The following is a 19,421-nucleotide window of genomic DNA, read 5'->3' on the forward strand; positions in this document are numbered from 1 at the left end:
TGCTTAATTTGTATGTTATCCAGGTCTAGATAATGACTTGTTAGCGCCCATGAATCGGACTGCCACACTTACCGCCTTAGTCAAAGTTACAATGCCCATCCACGAGGCAGTCTCGCGCTTGGCGGAATTTTCGTGGGACAGCGAATCGGAATTAGTGCTTCTTACCTCGGAGAACTTTTGCCATGTCTTGTCGATGTTTAAGCATGGTTCACTTTCAGCCGCCGAGGTCGAAGATTGGGCAAACGCACTGGAGGGCCGTGATGATGTTGGCTTTGCTACTGAGCAAATTCGCGAGCTGCTGCATGAGCTTGCGAATCCCCTGCTTACGCAGCCCTTGTCTGGTGAACGAGCTGGTTTCTGGCTCTCTCAACTTCAGCATGTTCGCTAACCCTGCGCTCAACCGGAGCGCGGTTATAATGTGGTTTTGTTTTTCAGCTTTCCGGGCCGCGCCCGGTTAGCTCTACGTTAGGCATATTAAATGCGAGCACAAAAAATATTCTTCTTCATATCGATGCTATTTACATCGCAGTGCAAGGCTGACGATTGGGTTTGCCCTAATCCAGATCCAAAATATGAGTTTTGCGACGCTGATCATGCCGAGTACTTAGCCGACCAGGCAGATAAAAAACTAAATGAAGTTTATAAAAAGTTACTTAGCGATTATCCTGATAAAGCTACAGAGTATGAAATAGAGTTCACAAAGGTTGCCAGAGAGCTTGGATAAAGTACTCAGAAGCCCATTGTGCTGCAATTTTAAACAAATTTGCGGGGGCTACCTTTACAAAGGCTGAAATGGAATCTTCCTGCCGTCTTGAGCAAATTAACAAACGCATTAAGGAATTGGAAAGCTATTGTGAGTCATGTAGCCCCCCAGTCTCACAGCCTTAAGCCGCATAACCTACGAGTATTGCGTTATATTTTCTGGCCTAACATGGCAGTCAAAGGGACGCGCCGCCCGTTAGCGGCTGTTGGGGTTAGTGGTTTATTGGGTTCGCCGGCTTTGGTTCAGTCCTGCAAGCGGCGCGCCTTTTACTTTTACGTTAGCCTCGTAGTCCCCTATGTCGATTCCAGGCCCAGCAAGAACTGCCGCCGCAATGCGATTTCTCATCGATCGTATGCGCCGTCGGCCAGCAGAACGCATCTCCCTTGCCGAACTCAACCTCGCATCCGGCTTCACGGAAGCAGAGGGTCGCTTCTTCTCCACACATTGTTTCCCACCGGCCTCTTCCGCGCCATTGGCCCGGATTGCTTCTACCCAACTAATCGCGTCCTTGGGTACGAAGCTCGTATGTCCGCGTGCTCATTTGGGGACGTGCACTCCTACGCGCAGGACTTGGCATCCCAAGAGCACTTCGGGCGACTGCTGCCAGCCATATTTGTAGCAGCACGAAGCAAGACCGCCCCTGTCCTCACTCTGAAGGCCATCCTAGAGTTTGGCGATCGCGTAGACGACGGCAGATTGGTTGAGTGTGTAACTGTCCCTTGGTTTGAGATCCTACGATTGCTCGAGAAAGACCCAAGTGCTGCCTATGCGATCGATCCATACAAGTGGGAAGAGATCATTGCCGGAGCCTACGTCGCGGCCGGATTTGATGAGGTAGTCCTTACCCCTAGGAGCGGCGACAATGGTCGCGACGTCGTCGCAACCAAGAAAGGTGTCGGCTCAATCCGAATCTTCGACCAAGTCAAGGCCTACAAACCGGGGCATCTAGTCACCGCGGAAGAAGTTCGCGCTCTAGCCGGAACACTCTTTGCCGCGCAGAATGTCTCAAAAGGTGTTGTCACGACAACATCTGACTTCGCACCACGGATCGAAACACACGACTTCGTGAAGTCGCTCATCCCTTATCGCCTAGAACTAAAGAACAGAGAAACACTTCTACAGTGGCTCTCGGAGCTTCGCCGCACGCATGAACGCTGTAAGACGGATAATTTGTAGGGTAGATTCGCCGCTAGGCAATCCGCCGCAACTGCGCAAGACTGTCATCGTCGTTGTGTCGCTAGCGCGAAGGTTATTTGAATCGGGGTCTCGCCCCCGAGGGCGAGATACTTTCTTTTGCTTCGCCAAAAGAAAGTATCCAAAGAAAAGGCGACCCGGTTGCCGCTTGCTTCCTGCGTTCCTCGCTTTCGCCGGGGGTTGCCAGAAGGGCCGTCCATGGCCCTCTGGCAACGCGCGGCTTCCTGCCGCGCCCCTGTCGGGCTTGTTCCCGCCGAAAGCTCCGGTACTCGGCGCGGCAGACGGGATTGAATTCGTACCACCGGCTGGTTTTCTTCGCTCCAACTGAACGATTGGTCGTTTCCACGCTCTACGCATCTTTATACGCAAGCAACGGGAGTGCAAGCTTCGCTTGCGCTTGCAGGCGAAGCCTGCACTCCAAGCTATCACTCGTAGTTTTTTCCTCGTTCCCACGCGCTGCGTGGGAATGCCGTATGGGACGCGCTGCGTCCTGTACTTGTAAGGCCGGCATTTCAACGCATTAACCACTGCTCGCGGCGCAGCGCGCCTTGACTGCATTCCCACGCAGCGCTTGGGAACGAGACAAACAGATTGTACGTGAATGTGTTTGACCAGTGTCGTCTAGGGTGTTATTTTCGGGTTTGAGGGGAATTACAATTGTCCAATCATTACTTCGTCTGAATGGAGAAGAGTCATGAACCAACCTACTATATCCTGTGATCTTCACGATTACATTGAACTCGCCTGCATGCATAACTATCTGGTCAGACTGACATTAAAAAATCATCAAATCCTTGAAGGCAAGGCGCTAGATACACTGACCACAGCTGAAAAACAGGAATACCTAATTATCGGTATTGGACACGAACAGTCGCGGATCGAATTAAACCAACTCAAAAAAATGGAAGTTCTTACGCCCAATTCCAAGTTTAAGGAGGTTTCCTTTTAATATGGTAAGACGCGACGATCCGTAGGACGCAATGGCGTATTGAGTCGCATGTTTCTCGTTCCCACGCACGTCACTGTCATTAAGTTAATAAACGAGCCTTATTTGATCCCCTCATCCTAACCTTCTCCCTGAGGGAGAAGGGACTGTCCGTCCTTAACTTAATGGCAGTGGCGCGGCGCGTGGGAACGAGAATCGTCGAGTGGAAGCGAAGAAAACCAGCCGGTGGTACGAATTCAATCCCGTATGCCGCGCCGAGTACCGGAGCTTTCGGCGGGAACAGCCCGTTAGGGGCACTGCATGGATGCAGTGCGTTGCCAGAGGGCCAAGGACGGCCCTTCTGGCAACCCCCGGCGAAAGCGAGGAACGCAGGAAGCAAGCGGCATCTGGGCCGCCTTTCTTTTGGATACTTTTCTTTGGCGGAGCAAAGAAAAGTATCTCGCCCTCGGGGGCGAGACCCCGATTCAATCAACCGTCGCGCAAGCGACACATTATTTTGCAAGTTGACTCAGAGCATCTCACTTACCCGTCTTAAACTCCGCCAAAAACTTCCCATAGCCGGCCGCTTCCATTTCTTCTACCGGAATGAAACGTAATGCAGCCGAGTTGAGGCAATATCTAAGTCCGGTCGGTTTCGGGCCGTCATTGAATACATGCCCCAGATGGGAATCGCCATAACGGCTGCGAACTTCCGTACGGGGAATAATCAGCAGAAAATCCTCTTTTTTAACGATATTCTCAGGCACTAGCGGACGGGTAAAGCTGGGCCAGCCCGTGCCTGATTCATATTTATCCTTGGATGAAAATAAGGGTTCACCACTGACTACATCCACATAAATACCCTCCCGCTTTTCATTCCAGTAGGTATTTTTAAACGGCGGTTCCGTAGCTTCTTCTTGCGTCACCTCATATTGCAAAGGGGTTAGCGTTTTGCGTAAAACCTCATCAGCCGGCTTGCTGTATTGAGCGCTGGTTTTTTCTTGGCCGTCCGTTAAATATAAACTTGGCTGCTGGTTTGTTTCAGCATGACTGCTTATTGAAAATACAATAACTAATAAGAATATACTTGTTTTCATGACATATTCCCCTTGTATATACGCTTTAGGCCTGATGCTGTGTTTGCCGAAGCTTATACAGCACAGTAAAACGCAATAGCCTAGCATATTGCGTCGTATGGCAAGGTTACCATGCGGCGCATGGTTGCGCGATAGCCATCCTGTATACGCTGTTTCCCCGTTCCCACGCGCTGAGTGGGAACGGGACAATACTTGTATATAACAATGAACGCCGTGCGAAAACGAAGACAACCGGCCAGTGGTATAGGAACTCAATGTTTCCTCCTCGTTCCCACTTGCTGAGGAGGAATATATTTTTAGGCTGAATTTATAGTCATGCCCTCTTATTGCACATTTAACTGCTACGGTAGTACACAGGTGCCATCGCCACCGTCGCGAACATAATAGTCAATGGATAAGCTGCCGTTGGCGGCTGAGATAACATTCTGACCAGCGCTCAGAAAGACGGGGGTATGTGGGCGGCTTGCACTTAGCTGTGTAAGCGGTACGCCATTGACGGAAACATTGAGCACGTAACTGCCATTATCAAACAGGTTTACATACGGTTGCGCCTGACCGGTAGCTCCATTCAATGCACAACCGGGTGTTACTGTAACATATGATTTATTACTAGCGGCGTATTCCAGTGTGCCGTCGGCGCTGAACGTATTGCCCGAGGTGTCTGGAAGGGCGCACATGCCTGGTTGTACGGTAAACGCATAGCTATCAGCCGTCTTTTTGTTGAGCGCCACAACTACCGTGTTCTTGCCATCGGCGAGCCAGACATTGGTGGCCGGATTAACGTTTGTGACGCTTGCCACAGCAGTACCGTTGAGCGACACAGTGGCGCTCACCTTTGTTGTCGGGTTAAATAGACCAGCTTCTACTACCGGCGACTGCACGCCTGTGGTTGGGTTAGCTGCGCAATTCACTACGCTAGATGCGTATGTTTTGCCGCTTGCTCCGACTTGCACGGTAGTAGCCGCCCAAGCTGAAGTGCCTAGTGCCATAACAGCCAAAAACGAGGTTACTCCCAAGGATAAGATTTTTTTGCTTTTCATATGTATTTGCTCTCTTTGTAAAAAAGTATTAAATGGAACTGTGAAACCGTGGCTGTAAAGCTCTGCTTTAATTCCCTAAAACATACTCTATCAGGTGAAGTTAAATTCAACCTTAAAAAAATAAATACAATTATCTTCAGCGAACGGCTGTAAGACTGTGGTTCTGGTTCCAGTTCTGTAGGCAGGAATAAGCCGGTTCGAGCGACAGCGAGAATTAGTGTTTCCGGCAAACACCACCCGAATTCGCCAGAAACGCCACCTCGCGCTATGCTTGGGTGGTCTTATTCTGGCCTACATAGCTTGTGTGTTTAACAATGAGCGCCGTGCGAAAACGAAGGAAACCGGCCAGTGGTAGGGACTCAACCCCGTACGCCGCGCCGGTACCGGAGCTTTCGACGGGAAATAGCCCGCAGGGCGAAAACCAGGGATGGTTTTCGTAGCAACGCAGGAGATAAGCGGCAACCGGACCGCCTTTCTTTTGGATACTTTTCTTTCGACTGCAAGGATGCAGGAGGTAGAGCAACGCAGGAGCAGTTGCCGAGGCGGAGCAAAGAAAAGTATCTCGCCTTCGGGGGCGAGACTCCGATTCAATTAACCGTCGCGCTAGCGACACATTAGCGAATCATTGTTTTGCAAAACGACGCAGAGCGTCAAGAACTGCGTTCCCACGTAGCGCGTGGGAACGATGAAAAGACGACGCAGAGCGCCTGGAGCAGCGTTTCCACGCATCTCGTGGAAACGAGAGCAAATTAATTAATGATTAGCCCCAAGCACAGGAAGACCTAGCCGGTGAAGACTCCTTTGTGCACTCGCTGAACGCGGCAAAAGATGCCCCAACCGAAGCATTTCCCGAACATCCTTTAATTTCGCCACACCCACGGAACCAAAAAAAACATCCGTCAAAGGAAAGACAACATTAAAGTTTTTTTTGCTGTTCTGGTGATGAAGAAAATGATGCCTAGCGAGAAAACGGTATACACCCCAGCTCCGGAAGATCACATCTTCGGGGATATGCATCTGTCTATGTATCGTATTCCACAAGAATCTATGAATAAAGAAAACACTAATAAAAATAATCCCGCCCCATAGGTTAAACCACATCAATGTTCCCCACACGGGCATCGTAAGAAAAAGCATCGCAAAAATATCGATGAGAAGGATTTCCAAGTTCTCCTCTCGACCTACTGAATTGGGTTCATAATCAAATTTACGGTACCACTTTGCATGATGACGAACGGCATGGGATTCGAAAACTTCAAGAAGGTAAGGTAAAAGGCTATATGCCCCCTTGGAAAACGGCTTTTGATGCATGAAATGTTTATGTATAAAATATTCAAATAATGAGATAAGCAGATAACTGAATACAAACCAGAAAATGATTTCTGTTAGCGAGAAGAGAACAAGTTGGAACGATAATAAATTCATTTTACCTAAAATTTAAGACTAATCCGGACGGAACTTTTGTTGAAAGTCATGCAGAGAAATCATTGATTAATATGACGAGCCAAACAGTACAGCTCGAATCCGATTTCATTATAAACCTTTTAATCATCGTATATTTTTTAAAGCTAAGATCGAGTCTGGGAGGACGGGATTCCAATACTGTTGACTTAAGCAGTTGGCTGAGCGTAGCCGAAGCGTGGTTCTTGGCTTCGGCTACGCTCAGCCAACGCGGTGGCTTTGGTTAAGTCAACAGCATTAAGACGGGATTCCGCCCAACGTGCTGACTATTAAACTTTAAAGACAATATTTGCCAAATGGCGACTACCCAAAAATAATGAGTCGACTGGAAAGAAAATTCCAGTGAGAGCTATCCGGAGTTTTCCATTGAGGCCAATACTACCGCTAACTCAAAGCTCTCAGGAAATATCGAGCTTGTAACCAAATCCCCGCACGGTCTTAAGCAATTTCAAATCATGGTCGTCGTCGATTTTGCGCCGTAATTGCCGGATATAGACATCCACCACATTGGTCAATGGGTCGGAGCTGTAACCCCACACCTGTTCTAAAATGCGGGTACGGCTCAACATCTTGCCCGGCATCCGCATGAAGCATTCTAGTAGGGCGAACTCCTTTGGCGTTAGATCGATTAACACATCGTTGCGCCTTACTTCATGAGTTTCCCCATTTAGCACCAGATCGGCTATCCGCAATTCTTTAATTTCCGGTTTGATCTCGCCGCCGCGGCGGCGCATCAGCGCTTCTATTCGCGCAAGCAGTTCCTCGAATGCGAAAGGTTTGGTCATATAGTCATCGGCGCCGGAACGCAGGCCGATCACTTTATCCTGCACCGTATCCCTGGCCGTTAACATTAAAATTGGCGTGTCGACGCCATTGCTGCGCAAACGTTCGCAAACCTGCCGGCCATTGAGATCAGGCAAGCCCAAGTCCAGAACGATGACCTGAAATTTACCCTCAGTGCCTAACGATATGGCCTCTTGTCCGCTACGGGCCACCACTACCGCAAAGCCTTCGGCCTTCAAGCCTCGATGAACAAAATCGACAATACGGTTATCGTCTTCTACCAGCAGAACACGCATGTATCCGATATCCGCTCCGCTATTAGATTTAAGATATGTTTCGCTCATATGAAAAACTCATCCTGTTCTGCCGAAATTAACGGCAATGTTACCGTGAACACCGATCCTGAATTTTCGGCGCTGGTCACTGTGATGCGCCCGCCATGCGCCTTCAGAATCGGCTTAACCATCGACAAGCCCAAACCCGTACCGTCGTCCCGCAAACTCAGGGCATTTTTGCTGCGGAAGCGGCGGTCGAAAATACGTTCCAAATCCTGGGCGGGTATGCCGATGCCCTGGTCGCTTAAGCTAAAGCTCGCCTCCTGTCCATCCGTCCATAATTCGACCGCAATATGTCCTCCCGGCTTCGAATATCGGCAGGCATTGTCGCCCAGGATGAACAATACCTGCCGAAGCCGCTGTTTATCGCCGCGCACCCATACCGGTTCGGCTGGAGCGTTCAAAGAAACGGAAATCGATTTTTCCTGGGCCATCACCTGAAAATCCTCGACGGCGCCGGCCACCAGTTCGACCAAGTCTAACCTATCCCACTCGAATTGAAAGTTCTCGGTTTCAGAGCGGGCGAGAAACAACAAATCATTGACATATTTCCCCAATTGCATCGACAACTCGACGATACGCTGCAATGTGTCTTTATATCCCTCAGCATTAAGTCCGCGCTCGCGCAGGGTTACTTCCGCCTCGCCGCGGATGACGGTAATCGGAGTGCGCAGTTCATGGCTAATGTCGGCTAAAAACTCGCACCTTGCAACATCCATGCGTTTTAATTCTTCATTTAATTGATGAAGTTCCAAAGTGCGCTCAGCTACCTTTTTTTCCAGCAGGATGCGTCCCTCTCGAAGCTTTTCTTGCTGAAACCCAAGTTCTTGAGCCATTTTATTAAAGTGGCTTGCGAGATAACCGAATTCATCGCCCGTATCGAGAGCAATACGATATGTCAGGTCGCCCGAGGCTATTTCATCGGTGCCTTTCATCAACGCTTCGATAGGTTTTCTAACGCCGCGAAATAACAGTATTCCCGATGCAAGGCTAAAAACCGCCGCAGCCATAGCAGCCAGGATGGCAATCCAACGCAACCGGCTAACCAAGCTCTCCAGCTCTTCTTTAGCTTTTCCGGCCTTTTCCCGTTCAGCGTTGATGGCGGTATCAATCAATGGCTGGAATTTTCCGTCGATTTCCTCTTCCGAAAACTTCGATAGCGCCTGCATCGCCAGGTCGAGCTTGCCCTGTTGACGCAGCCGTTCAACTTCATCGAACCGATATTCGCTGGCTTCCAAAAAAGCGGTGAAATGGGCAACCCTTTCCAGCTCGGCCGGTTTGTCCCGCCAATCTTCAGCGGGATCCCCGTCGGCAGACGACTTTATAGCGGTATTTCTTAGCGTATCCATCGCTTCGTAAAGGCTGCGTTTGGATGATTGTATGCCGGTTTCCGCAATTGGACTGCCCGTTATCAGCCGATCCATACGCTGTTTAAAGTGGCGATAGGCTTCCTGGGACAATTGCTCATAATGATCGAATGTCTCATACGCTGTTTGGCTACGCTGAAAATATAGGACAACTTGGTTTGATCCCCAATACAGCACAATCCCCAGAAACAAGACAAAACCGAACGAAACTGCAATGACTACTGCCAAGCGAAAACGAAACATACCGTCTAATTTACGTCGCCGCTCTCGTCCAGATGTTTTTCCATGGATCTGATTGCTTCCAATTTCTCTCTCAGCAAGCGGGTTTCATTTTTCTTCGATCCGCCTGCATCTTTCGATTCCAGCACAGATTGGACCGATTTTTGTTTATGCTCCAAGGCACCGACTTTTCTCGATACGCTTTGTAGACGTTTTAAGGCTTCGGTATGAATAGCGATAAGTCGCTGCATCCGTTCATCGTACAGACTTCCGGGTGGAATAGAGCTTATCCCGTCCAGAATTCTGGGAATGTCGCCACAGGTATCGGAAAGTAAGCGGCCTACCATTAGGTGCAAGTGTATCCCTGCTCCGGGAGGATTTTTTTGGCGCTTCAGTAAAGTGCGGCACACTTCGGAGCGTGATGAGGGTGATATTTTGGCCATGTTGGCTCCGAAAGCCAGCAGTTCGTCAAAATCCGACTGCGCATAAGGATCGTTATAACGGTCCGGATACCCGTTCCAACCGGCATTGAACTCGGCGCATCCGGCCAGCAGCAAAAAACTTAGCGCTAAGCTTGTATTTCGAAAAGAAGGTAATAATTGCATAGATTGTTCTGTTCCATTTTTTAGGCCTTTCCGGTTAGCGGTATTTGAACGCGGATACGAGCCCCATGTTGATCTTGTCTTGAGTCGATAATATCGACTTTGCCCTGATGGTTGGTGACATATTCTCTGACGATGGCAAGCCCTAGCCCCGGTCCTTCGATATTATCTTCGCACTGTGCGGCCTTGCCGCGGAAAAAGGGCTCGAATACATGCGAACGTTCGGTGAGTTCAATGCCCGGCCCCTCATCTTCGACTTCCAATTCCAGTTGCGTGCCCGAATCGCGAAGCATGATGCGAATTTCACCGCCCGTTGGCGAATATTTGACTGCGTTTGACATTATTTGCTCGATAATGCTTCGCAACTGATCTTGGATTCCGGGAATCTCGACCGGCCTGACTAATTTTTTCAAGCTAATCGATTTACTCTGTAGACGGGTTTGAAAATCCTCGATGACCGACTCGAGCAAGTATTTCATATTGACGGTTTGCTTGCTGTTCATTTTCGGTTTCGCGTTGATCTGACTATAACGAACCAATTCCTCGGATACTGTTTTCAGCTTGTCGACATTGCTGCATAGTAATCGTGCAATGTCCTGCCGTGTACTGCTCGATTCGTCTACCGCTTCGTTTGCAAGCAGTTCCGCGCCTTCGCGGATACTCTCCAACGGCAGATCGATCTCGCGGGCTACGTTGTGCATAAACTGCTGTTTCGAAACCTCCAGCTCCATCAAATGCGTTCGCAGCCATTCAAGACGATTGCCTAGATAGCGCAGATCCGAAGGGCCTGTGATATCAATCGCTTCTTCGAGTTCTCCCGAGCCCAGACGGCGGATGCCCGCATCGAGTTGCCGCATTGAACGCGAAAGGATAGCGAGCAGTATTACGATGAAGATAAACGAGATGACTAACAGAACCGCGCCCTTAATTAACAGTCCTTGTTCAAGGGATTCCGACTGGCTGCGTAATTCATTGAATTCATGATCGACGTAGCTCTCGAATTCACGCGAAAGGCTGGAGGAAGATTCACGCAGTCCCTGGAACGCTTCATCGACCGGTAATTTGAGATTATTCTCGCCGGCCGAACCAATAATCTGTTGATAAATCAGATTTTCTTTTTCCGATAACTCGTTGACCAAAAGTGCAATTTTGTTATCTATATGTAATTTTAATAACGCATTCTGGGCTTGTTTGAAGGATGCCCGTGTATTTTCATAGGATTGTTGTTCATATGGCTGACGTAAGGCCGGGTCGGACAGCAGAACGAATAGCCTGGCTTTTCGTTCAATATCGGCAGTTTTTTGCAGAACCAGGCGTATCGCCTTAGTCTGCTCGAAGACTTGGAAATTAATGGTTCTACCCAATGCCGAGGTTTCGCGCATGCCGAAAGCCGCGTACATGACGGCCAGAAAAAGCGGAATAACCGCAACCACAAAGCCCAAAGCGATAAGGGATTTTAACGACAGAATATTTTTGAATTTTATCCGGTCGCAAAGAGATATAAACCGTGCTTCTTGTTTAGACCAAAAATCCGGCTTTCTGAAAACACCCAGAACAAAGTTGAGAATCAGCTCCTTCATGGATCTCCGTATTTAATTGTTAAAAGTAATCCTTTCTCCAATAATCCATCCATGATACTGCGCTGCAAGGGAATCTGTTTGGAATTGAAAAGCCCAAACATATTTGCTGGCTAGCTCGACTTAATAGCCGCTATTATACACACAAGTGCTGGATCATTAGCTACGGTAAGAGCTTGTCGGATGCGATGAAAAAGTATTACTTAAACTCAAGATAAACGTTCACTTTATAGATATAGAACCCGAAGTTGATAAAGCGATGCAAAGCCCTCTCCAGCGGGACGACTTGCAGGGATGCAGGAGGTAGAGCAATGCAGGCATCCCTGAGGGAGAAGGAGCAAATGTCGCTTTACTAACTCTGGACTCTATATTACGCAAATTGTATTAACGTCAGTTTGTCCATAACTAAATTTTGACTAGTCATGAAACCCTTGATTTTATTTCTTCTTGCATTACAGATAGTATCGGTTGCCAACGCCGACTCACTCAAAGGATTGCCAATACAAAGCACAGCCGAGAGACCTGCATTGCTGCTTGAACTGGGCAGCGAACCGCCGTCGGTCGGCGTTAACGATAAGGCAATACGGGTGTTTACCGGAGACGTAAACGCTCATGAAGGCGATGCGTCGATTCAGACAACTAAAGATGAAATCAGTTCTTTGCATCCCGGTTTCGGCAGTTGGAAAGTCAGCTTTCGTTTTAAGGTCAAACCCGGTTTCGGTTTTCCAGCCAAACCATATACTTTTTGGGCTCGCTGGCGACAAGGTGGAGATCCTAATGTCTGTGTGCAATCTTTCGAAGTCTGGGCCGGGCCCGATCCATCCAAACTGGAGTTGCGAGCCGCATTGCCCATGAAGCCTAAGGGTTGGGATTATGCCTGGGTAGCCGCCGAATCGCCGGTCAGTCTTAAATCCGACGATGCGGTCATTGAAATACGAAATAGCGGGGCCGGTCATGACGCCAAAGTTTTCGACGCCTTCCTGCTTGCCTCACCATTATCCGCACTGCCGACAACCGGCAGTCAAGATAAACCGCTAGTGCTGCTGGATTTAGGCAATGCGCCTGCACTTTCAACAATGGAAAAAGATCCGGCCCTGCAAGTCCAGCTCGGCACGGCCACTGCCGGGCTCGGCGCCGAATCAGTGTTGACCGAAAAGGACGAGGTCCAGGTTTTTCATCAGGGTTTCGGAAGTTGGGGCGCAAATTTCCGTTTTGAGCTCAACCCTTCGATTACTCCGGGACAATACCGTTTTTACGCCCGTTATAAAAGCGGCGGCGAGGTTTCCCAGGTTAATCAGAATTTCACAGTCAAGGCCGGAGCAAAGCCCGATGAACTGGCGACACGCGGCGATTTTGCTTTGACCAATACCACGCCTTGGGAATACCAATGGCTACAAGCCGCAGCTACCGTCACCGTATTGCCGGGCGACCGCTGGCTGGAAATCAACAACACCGGCAAAGCGGACGGGGCCAAAGTTTTCGACGCGTTCCTGCTGAAACTGGAAACGCCGCTAGGCGATTGGATGAGCGCCGCTCAGGCCCAAGCCAGAAACCGCTTTCTGGCGCTGACCAAGACCGTGCCTGCGGCGAGCCGGCATCTTTATGTGCTCGACGGCAAAGGCGAAAAAGATGCTTTGCTGTTTCGCGGCTTGGCTTCCGATGCCGCTCGGCCAAGTTATGAAAAGCTGTCCGTAACCTATCTGATAGGGCCGGAAGCCGAAACCCTGGCCCACAGTTTGAATCTCAATACACTGCCTGCTGCACTGATGACTGACGATTATTACGGCATTTTAGGTATGTTAGCCCAGCCCAACAGCGAACAGGATGTAGCCGGATTTCTTGCCAATCCGGACAAAGTCGGCATGATGCCGGCTCCGGTGGCTGGAGCGGATGCTCCTCCTAAGCCGCTTAAGGGAGGCATACCGGATGCCTGGCTGGTAGGCGGTCTGCAAGACGGCTTATCGGGCCTCTCGGTTTTCGGTATCGATAGCGAAACCGTGATGCGTCCGAATCCCGATCAACCCTATCTTAGTTTGCAAATGATGGGCGGTGAAATGCGGACATGGCGCGTTGAACCGACGCAAGCCAATGGCGCTACGGACATCGAGGCCAAAACTCAACATTCTTACGGCTGGTCGCGTGGCAGCGGCTATGCTCAGCTGTACCTGCGTGTCGATCAGTCCATGCAGGCGCTGCTGCATCTGAAACAATCCGGCATCCAAACTTTCGGCTGGCTGGATGGACAGCCTTTCAAATTGGCCGATGACCCGAATCCTCCGTCCGGGTTCTCGTCTTCTCCCGGCGAGCACATAAAAAAACTGCTGCAGGGCCTGACGACCGAAGGCCTGAAGGCGACTGCTTTGTCGGATCGACCCGAAGCGCCACAGCTCGCCACGCTGAATCTATCGCAAGGCTGGCACAGTCTGCTGGTCAAACTGATCATGCAGCATGACCAAAATCAACGGTTTTACTTCGCAGGCTTATTCACCGATCCAGCCGGTAAGCCTCTGGATTCGATCAAGACTCAGCTGGCCGATCCCGACGCCGATCTTGCGCTTAACAGGATCGCCGCCAAGCTGCGGCCTCTGATCTTTGTCAATGCGCCGGCCAATCTGCCTCATCCGGGCGATCAACTCAAACTGCGAGTGGATATGCGCTGGCATCCAATTTTGGAAGAAACCGCTTTATCGGCGCCGTTACCGCGCTTTTCGGCAAAACTGCGCCTGCGTCTGGTCGATTACAGCGGTAACGAGATCGCAACGAAAGAAATAACCGGCTTGTTTCCCGGCGAAGTCGAAGTGGATTTCGGCAAGGTTAGCGAGTCCGGCTACTATGCCGTTTACTCTTCTTTATATACGCCCGAAGGCCGGTTGATTATGCATTATCCGGCCGATGGCTTCTCTGTAGTGGGCGGAGTCGCCGAGCAAAAGCATAGGCTGGACAAGAAAAAATTATGGAACAACGATTATTACGCGTTGGCCGACGGCGATAAGAGCTTTATGCAGGAAGGCGGGTATTTTTTCTGGCTGGAGCGAATGGGGATTTACAAAAGCTATGGCAGCTATCCGGGATTCGATCCGCAGTATCGGGCTAAGTGGGAGCAGGCGAAACAACGCGGTTTGATTTTGTTCGCCGACTCCTCGGGCGATAGCGCTTGGCTCAACGACAATCCGGCAGACGGCCAAAACTTTATCAACACGGCATCTGCCTTTACCCGCTTTTTCAAATCAACCAACGAGATCGACATTCGCAACGAAGCCGAATGGCAAAAGCTGCGCGAGCCAGAGCATTGGGTGCAACGCGCCAAGTGGGAATATGAACAGGCGCACAAGCAGCGCAGCGATGCCCACTACGTTGGCGGCAGCCTGGTGCGGCCGGGCGACAAAGAAGGGTCCGGACCGTGGTTCAAGCAGGTATTGCAGCTAGGCCTGGACAATTATCAGGACGCCTGGGATGTCCATGCTTATCCCCAGAAAGAGCCGCGTTTCGGCGGAGCTATTGGCAATGGCGAAACCGAGGATGAGCGAGGTGTGCTGGCCGCTTATGCCAGCTTGGGCAAGAAGAACAGCTTACCTTTTTGGCTGGGCGAGACCGGCGCCAAGGCTATGCACGGCCTGACCGGACGCCGTTGGCAGGTGGAACAGTCCGCGAAAATGATCGCCTGGGTCAACAGTCGCAACGATTACCTAGGCATAGCTTTCTGCATAGGCCACGAATACGATTTGGCTTACGGCCGGATCTGGGATTATTCGATGGGCCACAAACCCGGCGAAGCGGCACTTTATACCGCGAGCGCTTTAATCGACGGCTTGCCGTATAAAGCCTTCAATACCAAGGACTCTAATATTCAAGCGGCTTACTTCGGCGACACCTTTATGATTTGGCGGACCGATCAGACTGCCGGCAATTGGCAGCTAAAGCTTGATCCCGTCAAACCTTGGCTGCTGGTGGATGTAGTCGGACACATTAAGGAACTGACGGTTGACGCCTCGGGGAATGCGGACATCCCTATTTCCGCCAGCCCGGTTTACGTGCTTGTACGCTCAGATTATGAACGATTGACCAGAAATTAAAGCAGCTTAACTCTCCGGTTTCAATTCAATGAATGTTATTGCGCCATGTGCAACATGTTATATTTTAAGAATGATTAAGTCGTGTCGCTATAAAGGTCTTACAGCGTTTTCAGTCTTGCTCAATAACCTTGGTGGATGCGTTGCACTTATCCACTCTACTTCAAGTGTCGCTGGTAGGGTGGATAAGCAACGCGCATCCACCAACGATGTAACTAACGCAATATGAAAATGCTGTAAAAGGTTTTTGATGCCGGCTCCGTAGCCGGTATCCAGCCTAATCATGCAAAACGCATGGCGGCAGCTTGTGGCATTGGACACCGCAACGACTATTGAAAATATGGAAATCCCCGGCTTCAGGCTGCACTTATTGAAAGGCTCAGACAACGACCGATGGTCAGTTTGGGTAAATAACAACTGGCGTGTCACGTTTGAATTCCATGACGATCATGCCTTCATTCTCGATTATGAGGATTACCACTAATGGCTATGCACAATCCACCTCATCCAGGAGAATTCATTCGGGACGTCTACCTGGAACCGTTCGGTATCACGGGCAGGCAACTTTCCTCGAAACTTGGCGTTTCGCCTTCTACGCTAAACCGTATTTTAAAAGGCAACAGCAGCGTAAGCTCGGAAATGGCTCTTCGACTTTCAAAAGCCTTGGGTCGATCACCAGAGAGCTGGCTGATCATGCAGGACAACTATGATCTTTGGCATGCGGCAAACAGTTAATCTTGATGCTGTTGAAAAGATTGAGTTCAGGGCTGCATAACTAATTAGTATGTCGGGTTACGGCTATCGCTTAACCCGCGTCTACTCGACTGGGGATTTGCGGCATCATTGAAAAAACGATACGCACTGCGTACCTACGACTGGCGGAATTCGGTCCATTGCCCTCTCAAAGCAATATAGATTTTAATTGGCTGGAAAAGCAAGCAGTGCTTTTAGATGCAGAATTGCAATCTCTGATTACAGAGCGGCCAATGGATGAAAAAATCAGATCTAAACTTCAAGATCGGTTTGTAAAACGATCAGCAGAAGAAACAGTCCAGATGGGTTTGGTCAATTTTATGAATGCAGCGATTGATGATTTTGCTTCAGAAAGTCCAAGCAGGGCTCCATCTATTAAGGTTACCCAAACGATGATGCCATTGTGATCCGGCTGTTCAGCAATCTCTATGGTAGTGTAAGTAAAGCAGATTGAACTAGCGTGTTGAGCGGGATGATTAAAGCGTCTTGTCAATAACACTAAATGTTAGTTGACCTTAATTATTTGCGGGCGTTGAGTGGGAATAGACTGCGGATCAAAATTGATCGCAGTCTATCACTACAACTTAATGGATAACGGTTACATTTTCAGCTTGCGGGCCTTTTTGGCCTTGCGTTACGCTGAACTGTACTTTTTGGCCTTCATCCAGTGATTTGTAGCCACCAGAGTTTTGAATTTGTTGAAAATGTACAAACACATCGGGGCCTGATTGCTGCTCGATAAAGCCAAAGCCTTTGTCAGAATTAAACCATTTAACGATGCCAGTAGTGATTGTAGACATAATGAGTCCTATAGAAATTTTGAGTGTATAAAGCCTTAGAAAAGGCGGGTCTAGCCGGTAAATTTGGAAATTACAAAATGAAAAACAGGACGAATAACTACAGAAGTGACATCGAAATGGTAAGCAGAAGGTAAATCTTATTTTTAAGCTGGGGTTAGTATGGGCTTGTTATCCCCCTGATGTCAATGCTTATCTTGAAAGGGCTTGTTATACCCAGGATTGTCAATAAGTTGAGCAAGAAGAAAACCGCCAAGGCAGTCCTACCTTGAAAGCTTTCAAGTCATCCTTTGAGTGGGTATTCTCATTAGGGTGAACACTATTTTTCATGTCCACTGTCCACTTTTTTCCATTGATTACCTGTGAAATCAAAATGAACACTATTCTCTTCAGTTTACAAGCAGAATTGCACCTGGTAATGCACTCAGGGTGACGGTACTGATTTCTAGAAACCCACTACCAACTTGCTACAATTCCGACCAGATTTTGAATCCTCGAATTCGGCCAGGAAGAGTCAGTTTCCAGTTTCCAATGAACGGCTGGTTAACCTTGAAAACGGTCGCTCAGAAACAGCCAGTGATCGGCAGCCACCGCGCCCCATGCTGCCATTGAGGCTCACAATAATCGAGCGCCCGATTCCCGTCCCACTAGGTTACGCGCTTCCTTTGGACCTTCGTCGAATCAGTATACTTTCATGATTCCCCCCAAGACCTGATAGTCGTAGGACGCAGGACTAGTCACAGGGACCTCTACAGCGCCATGCAGAAACCAGTTCTGGCCTAAGTGGATGCGAAAACCGGGCGTCAAAGAAACAAAGGTATTACTGTTCACGGCACGATTGTCTATCGGTTGGCTAAGATTGGTTGAAACAAACCAGACCATATCACCAATCGGCGTGAAATCATGCGGGGTGAAATAATAGCCCACCGCCAAGTTGGCATCAAACGTTGAACGCGCGCCAGTCCGGTTAAGATCGCCACTATACGGCATTGTGAAGCCAGCTCCACCCCTTACTACGAGGCCCTTCCATGAGTTGGCCCAAAACTGATATTGCGGTGTTATAGCCGCTACATGGTTACCGTTGAAGACGTCTCCTGTGGGGGTGCGAAAGATCACGCCGAAAGATTGCGTGACATTTTTGGATTCGGACAGAATGATACGGGGCGAAATTCTGAAGTCGCCGAAATTCGTCTGTGAATCGCTGCCAAAGGCCCCTCGGTTAGAAGTCACAGGAATTTCAGTTGTAATCTCAAAGCGCTGGTTCAGTGGCGTATAATTTGAAAGATTGCCGGTATACCCATCGCCGTTATTCGTAAGGTCGTGCTGCCAGCCGAAAATCGCAATGCCCAGCCGGTAAAAAACACCATCGTAGGAATTAAGCCAACCTTGGCGTGGCGCGCCGCCACCGCCGTTCGGAGGACTGACCCAAGGCTTGTCCCAGCCTTTGCTAAACAGGTTACTGTAGGAAAGATCTTGCCAATTCGCAGCGGCCTTGTCGGAGTAAACATCCCCTGTCACCGATTCGGTAACTACTTCTGAAAAGCTATAGTCTCTATCTGCTTGAGCGGGCGCTGCTTGGTCATCAACAATGTCATCAACAATATCCTGTGCACTAATTTCCCCACTGGCTGAAAGTAGGACAATGCCCAAGCATACCGCAGCTGAAAAACGTCTTTGAGTTTTTTTTATAATTTGTTTTGTTATCATGGCATCTCTATGGCTTTGGCTTGCTCGAGTTTGGGCTCCAATTCATCAATTGCCGCCTGAATATCGCTGATCGCTTCCTGAGATTCGTCCTTTGCCCTATTTTTAAGTTTTGTTAATTTTGCTTGCTGTTCATCAATGGATGATTGGATTTTAGATAGCAATTCGGCTTTCTTTAATCAGGATTCGCAACTTTCTGTACCTAAGTTTCACCCTAGGATTAGCTTTATCATGTGTGAACCGAAGAGTATTACTTGATTAGGCATATGGTAATGAGTAGTTATACGTATTTTTGTATAAGTTACCGAAAAATAGCGATTTTTAATTAAATTTTAATCTAAAATCGATGAAGATATGAGATTGTTTTTTTTACCTTGGGAAGTAAGTTCTGCATCTATGGATAAAGACTGGCTTTAGTCGGTAGTGCCAGCTGGCTCGCTAGAATCGACTATCCGCTTTTCGTGGGTATGTTGTCATTCGATAATCTGGATTGAGTGACTCCTTAGGGTCCAGGCTGTGTAAAAACGCTGATTATAGTAAAATACGCTCACCGCAACTAATGGGTAGAGCAGATGAAACGGTTCATTCAAAGTGCAGACCGCACTCAAGGCACATTATTTCCAGAACACCTGGAAGACTATGTTGCTGAAGACAATCCGGTTCGAGTGATAGACGTTTTTGTCGAACAACTCGATTTAAACCAATTAGAATTTAAAGGCGTTAAGCCATTGGCA

At 49.0% G+C, this 19,421-nt stretch carries 21 protein-coding genes and 1 pseudogene; 10 read left to right on the top strand and 12 right to left on the bottom strand.

Annotated features, from left to right (window positions below):
- Window positions 1-118 precede the first annotated feature (118 nt).
- The 3 genes from EPO18_RS13655 to EPO18_RS20725 all read left to right on the top strand — a co-directional run bounded on the left by EPO18_RS13655 (window position 119) and on the right by EPO18_RS20725 (window position 888).
- Entirely contained in the window at window positions 119-388 is a 270-nt protein-coding gene (locus EPO18_RS13655) for a hypothetical protein (RefSeq protein WP_292434089.1), read from the top strand.
- 90 nt (window positions 389-478) lie between these two features.
- On the top strand, window positions 479-724 hold the full coding sequence (locus EPO18_RS13660) for a lysozyme inhibitor LprI family protein (protein ID WP_292434091.1): 246 nt from the start codon (window positions 479-481) through the stop codon (window positions 722-724).
- A gap of 26 nt (window positions 725-750) precedes the next feature.
- Window positions 751-888: a hypothetical protein gene (locus EPO18_RS20725; protein ID WP_363331512.1), complete on the top strand. Its 138-nt coding sequence runs from the start codon at window positions 751-753 to the stop codon at window positions 886-888.
- A gap of 94 nt (window positions 889-982) precedes the next feature.
- Here the strand turns inward: EPO18_RS20725 and EPO18_RS13665 are convergent, their stop codons facing one another.
- Complete coding sequence (locus EPO18_RS13665) at window positions 983-1,108, bottom strand: hypothetical protein (protein WP_292434093.1); 126 nt, start codon at window positions 1,106-1,108, stop codon at window positions 983-985.
- Window positions 1,109-1,501: 393 nt separating this feature from the next.
- On the opposite strand from EPO18_RS13665, the gene EPO18_RS13670 reads away from it, so the two are divergent.
- Window positions 1,502-1,939 (top strand): restriction endonuclease, encoded by a 438-nt coding sequence (locus tag EPO18_RS13670; protein WP_292434095.1) that lies wholly within the window; start codon window positions 1,502-1,504, stop codon window positions 1,937-1,939.
- Between the two features lie 73 nt (window positions 1,940-2,012).
- On the opposite strand, the gene EPO18_RS13675 is transcribed toward EPO18_RS13670, so the two are convergent.
- On the bottom strand, window positions 2,013-2,303 hold the full coding sequence (locus tag EPO18_RS13675) for a hypothetical protein (protein WP_292434097.1): 291 nt from the start codon (window positions 2,301-2,303) through the stop codon (window positions 2,013-2,015).
- A gap of 348 nt (window positions 2,304-2,651) precedes the next feature.
- Here EPO18_RS13675 and EPO18_RS13680 point away from each other — a divergent pair, with 348 nt between their 5' ends.
- The gene (locus EPO18_RS13680) at window positions 2,652-2,906 is read left to right on the top strand and encodes a Rho-binding antiterminator (protein WP_292434099.1); all 255 of its coding nucleotides are present in this window, start codon (window positions 2,652-2,654) and stop codon (window positions 2,904-2,906) included.
- Between the two features lie 515 nt (window positions 2,907-3,421).
- On the opposite strand, the gene msrB is transcribed toward EPO18_RS13680, so the two are convergent.
- The 7 genes from msrB to EPO18_RS13715 all read right to left on the bottom strand — a co-directional run bounded on the left by msrB (window position 3,422) and on the right by EPO18_RS13715 (window position 11,366).
- Window positions 3,422-3,979, bottom strand: coding sequence for a peptide-methionine (R)-S-oxide reductase MsrB (gene msrB, locus EPO18_RS13685; protein ID WP_292434100.1), 558 nt, complete (start codon window positions 3,977-3,979; stop codon window positions 3,422-3,424).
- Window positions 3,980-4,320: 341 nt separating this feature from the next.
- A complete protein-coding gene (locus tag EPO18_RS13690) occupies window positions 4,321-5,019 on the bottom strand; it encodes a hypothetical protein (protein WP_292434102.1) in 699 nt (232 codons plus the stop codon).
- Between the two features lie 753 nt (window positions 5,020-5,772).
- On the bottom strand, window positions 5,773-6,444 hold the full coding sequence (locus EPO18_RS13695) for a sterol desaturase family protein (protein WP_292434103.1): 672 nt from the start codon (window positions 6,442-6,444) through the stop codon (window positions 5,773-5,775).
- Between the two features lie 434 nt (window positions 6,445-6,878).
- The gene (locus EPO18_RS13700; protein ID WP_292434105.1) at window positions 6,879-7,607 is read right to left on the bottom strand and encodes a response regulator transcription factor; all 729 of its coding nucleotides are present in this window, start codon (window positions 7,605-7,607) and stop codon (window positions 6,879-6,881) included.
- On the bottom strand, window positions 7,604-9,208 hold the full coding sequence (locus tag EPO18_RS13705; protein WP_292434107.1) for a sensor histidine kinase: 1,605 nt from the start codon (window positions 9,206-9,208) through the stop codon (window positions 7,604-7,606). The genes EPO18_RS13700 and EPO18_RS13705 overlap by 4 nt, the downstream gene beginning before the upstream one ends.
- Window positions 9,209-9,213: 5 nt before the next feature.
- The gene (locus EPO18_RS13710; protein ID WP_292434109.1) at window positions 9,214-9,789 is read right to left on the bottom strand and encodes a hypothetical protein; all 576 of its coding nucleotides are present in this window, start codon (window positions 9,787-9,789) and stop codon (window positions 9,214-9,216) included.
- 20 nt (window positions 9,790-9,809) lie between these two features.
- Entirely contained in the window at window positions 9,810-11,366 is a 1,557-nt protein-coding gene (locus EPO18_RS13715; RefSeq protein ID WP_292434111.1) for a sensor histidine kinase, read from the bottom strand.
- A gap of 419 nt (window positions 11,367-11,785) precedes the next feature.
- Here EPO18_RS13715 and EPO18_RS13720 point away from each other — a divergent pair, with 419 nt between their 5' ends.
- From EPO18_RS13720 to EPO18_RS13735, 4 genes are all read left to right on the top strand, one after another.
- Window positions 11,786-15,436 carry a hypothetical protein gene (locus EPO18_RS13720; RefSeq protein WP_292434112.1) on the top strand — a complete coding sequence of 1,217 codons (3,651 nt, stop codon included), beginning with the start codon at window positions 11,786-11,788 and terminating at the stop codon, window positions 15,434-15,436.
- A gap of 280 nt (window positions 15,437-15,716) precedes the next feature.
- The gene (locus tag EPO18_RS13725; RefSeq protein ID WP_292434114.1) at window positions 15,717-15,917 is read left to right on the top strand and encodes a type II toxin-antitoxin system RelE/ParE family toxin; all 201 of its coding nucleotides are present in this window, start codon (window positions 15,717-15,719) and stop codon (window positions 15,915-15,917) included.
- A complete protein-coding gene (locus tag EPO18_RS13730) occupies window positions 15,917-16,168 on the top strand; it encodes a HigA family addiction module antitoxin (protein ID WP_292434116.1) in 252 nt (83 codons plus the stop codon). The genes EPO18_RS13725 and EPO18_RS13730 overlap by 1 nt, the downstream gene beginning before the upstream one ends.
- 158 nt (window positions 16,169-16,326) lie before the next feature.
- Complete coding sequence (locus EPO18_RS13735) at window positions 16,327-16,593, top strand: hypothetical protein (RefSeq protein ID WP_292434118.1); 267 nt, start codon at window positions 16,327-16,329, stop codon at window positions 16,591-16,593.
- A 177-nt stretch (window positions 16,594-16,770) separates the two neighbouring features.
- On the opposite strand, the gene EPO18_RS13740 is transcribed toward EPO18_RS13735, so the two are convergent.
- The 3 genes from EPO18_RS13740 to EPO18_RS13750 all read right to left on the bottom strand — a co-directional run bounded on the left by EPO18_RS13740 (window position 16,771) and on the right by EPO18_RS13750 (window position 18,851).
- Entirely contained in the window at window positions 16,771-16,986 is a 216-nt protein-coding gene (locus EPO18_RS13740) for a cold-shock protein (protein WP_292434119.1), read from the bottom strand.
- A 678-nt stretch (window positions 16,987-17,664) separates the two neighbouring features.
- Entirely contained in the window at window positions 17,665-18,690 is a 1,026-nt protein-coding gene (locus EPO18_RS13745; RefSeq protein WP_292434120.1) for a transporter family protein, read from the bottom strand.
- On the bottom strand, window positions 18,687-18,851 hold the full coding sequence (locus EPO18_RS13750) for a hypothetical protein (protein ID WP_292434121.1): 165 nt from the start codon (window positions 18,849-18,851) through the stop codon (window positions 18,687-18,689). The genes EPO18_RS13745 and EPO18_RS13750 overlap by 4 nt, the downstream gene beginning before the upstream one ends.
- Before the next feature lie 408 nt (window positions 18,852-19,259).
- Here EPO18_RS13750 and EPO18_RS13755 point away from each other — a divergent pair.
- Window positions 19,260-19,421 (top strand): annotated as a pseudogene (locus EPO18_RS13755) (IS5/IS1182 family transposase); the annotation flags it as partial.

The sequence above is a fragment of the Methylobacter sp. genome (genome assembly GCF_004322395.1).
Classification (GTDB): Bacteria; Pseudomonadota; Gammaproteobacteria; order Methylococcales; family Methylomonadaceae; genus Methylobacter_A.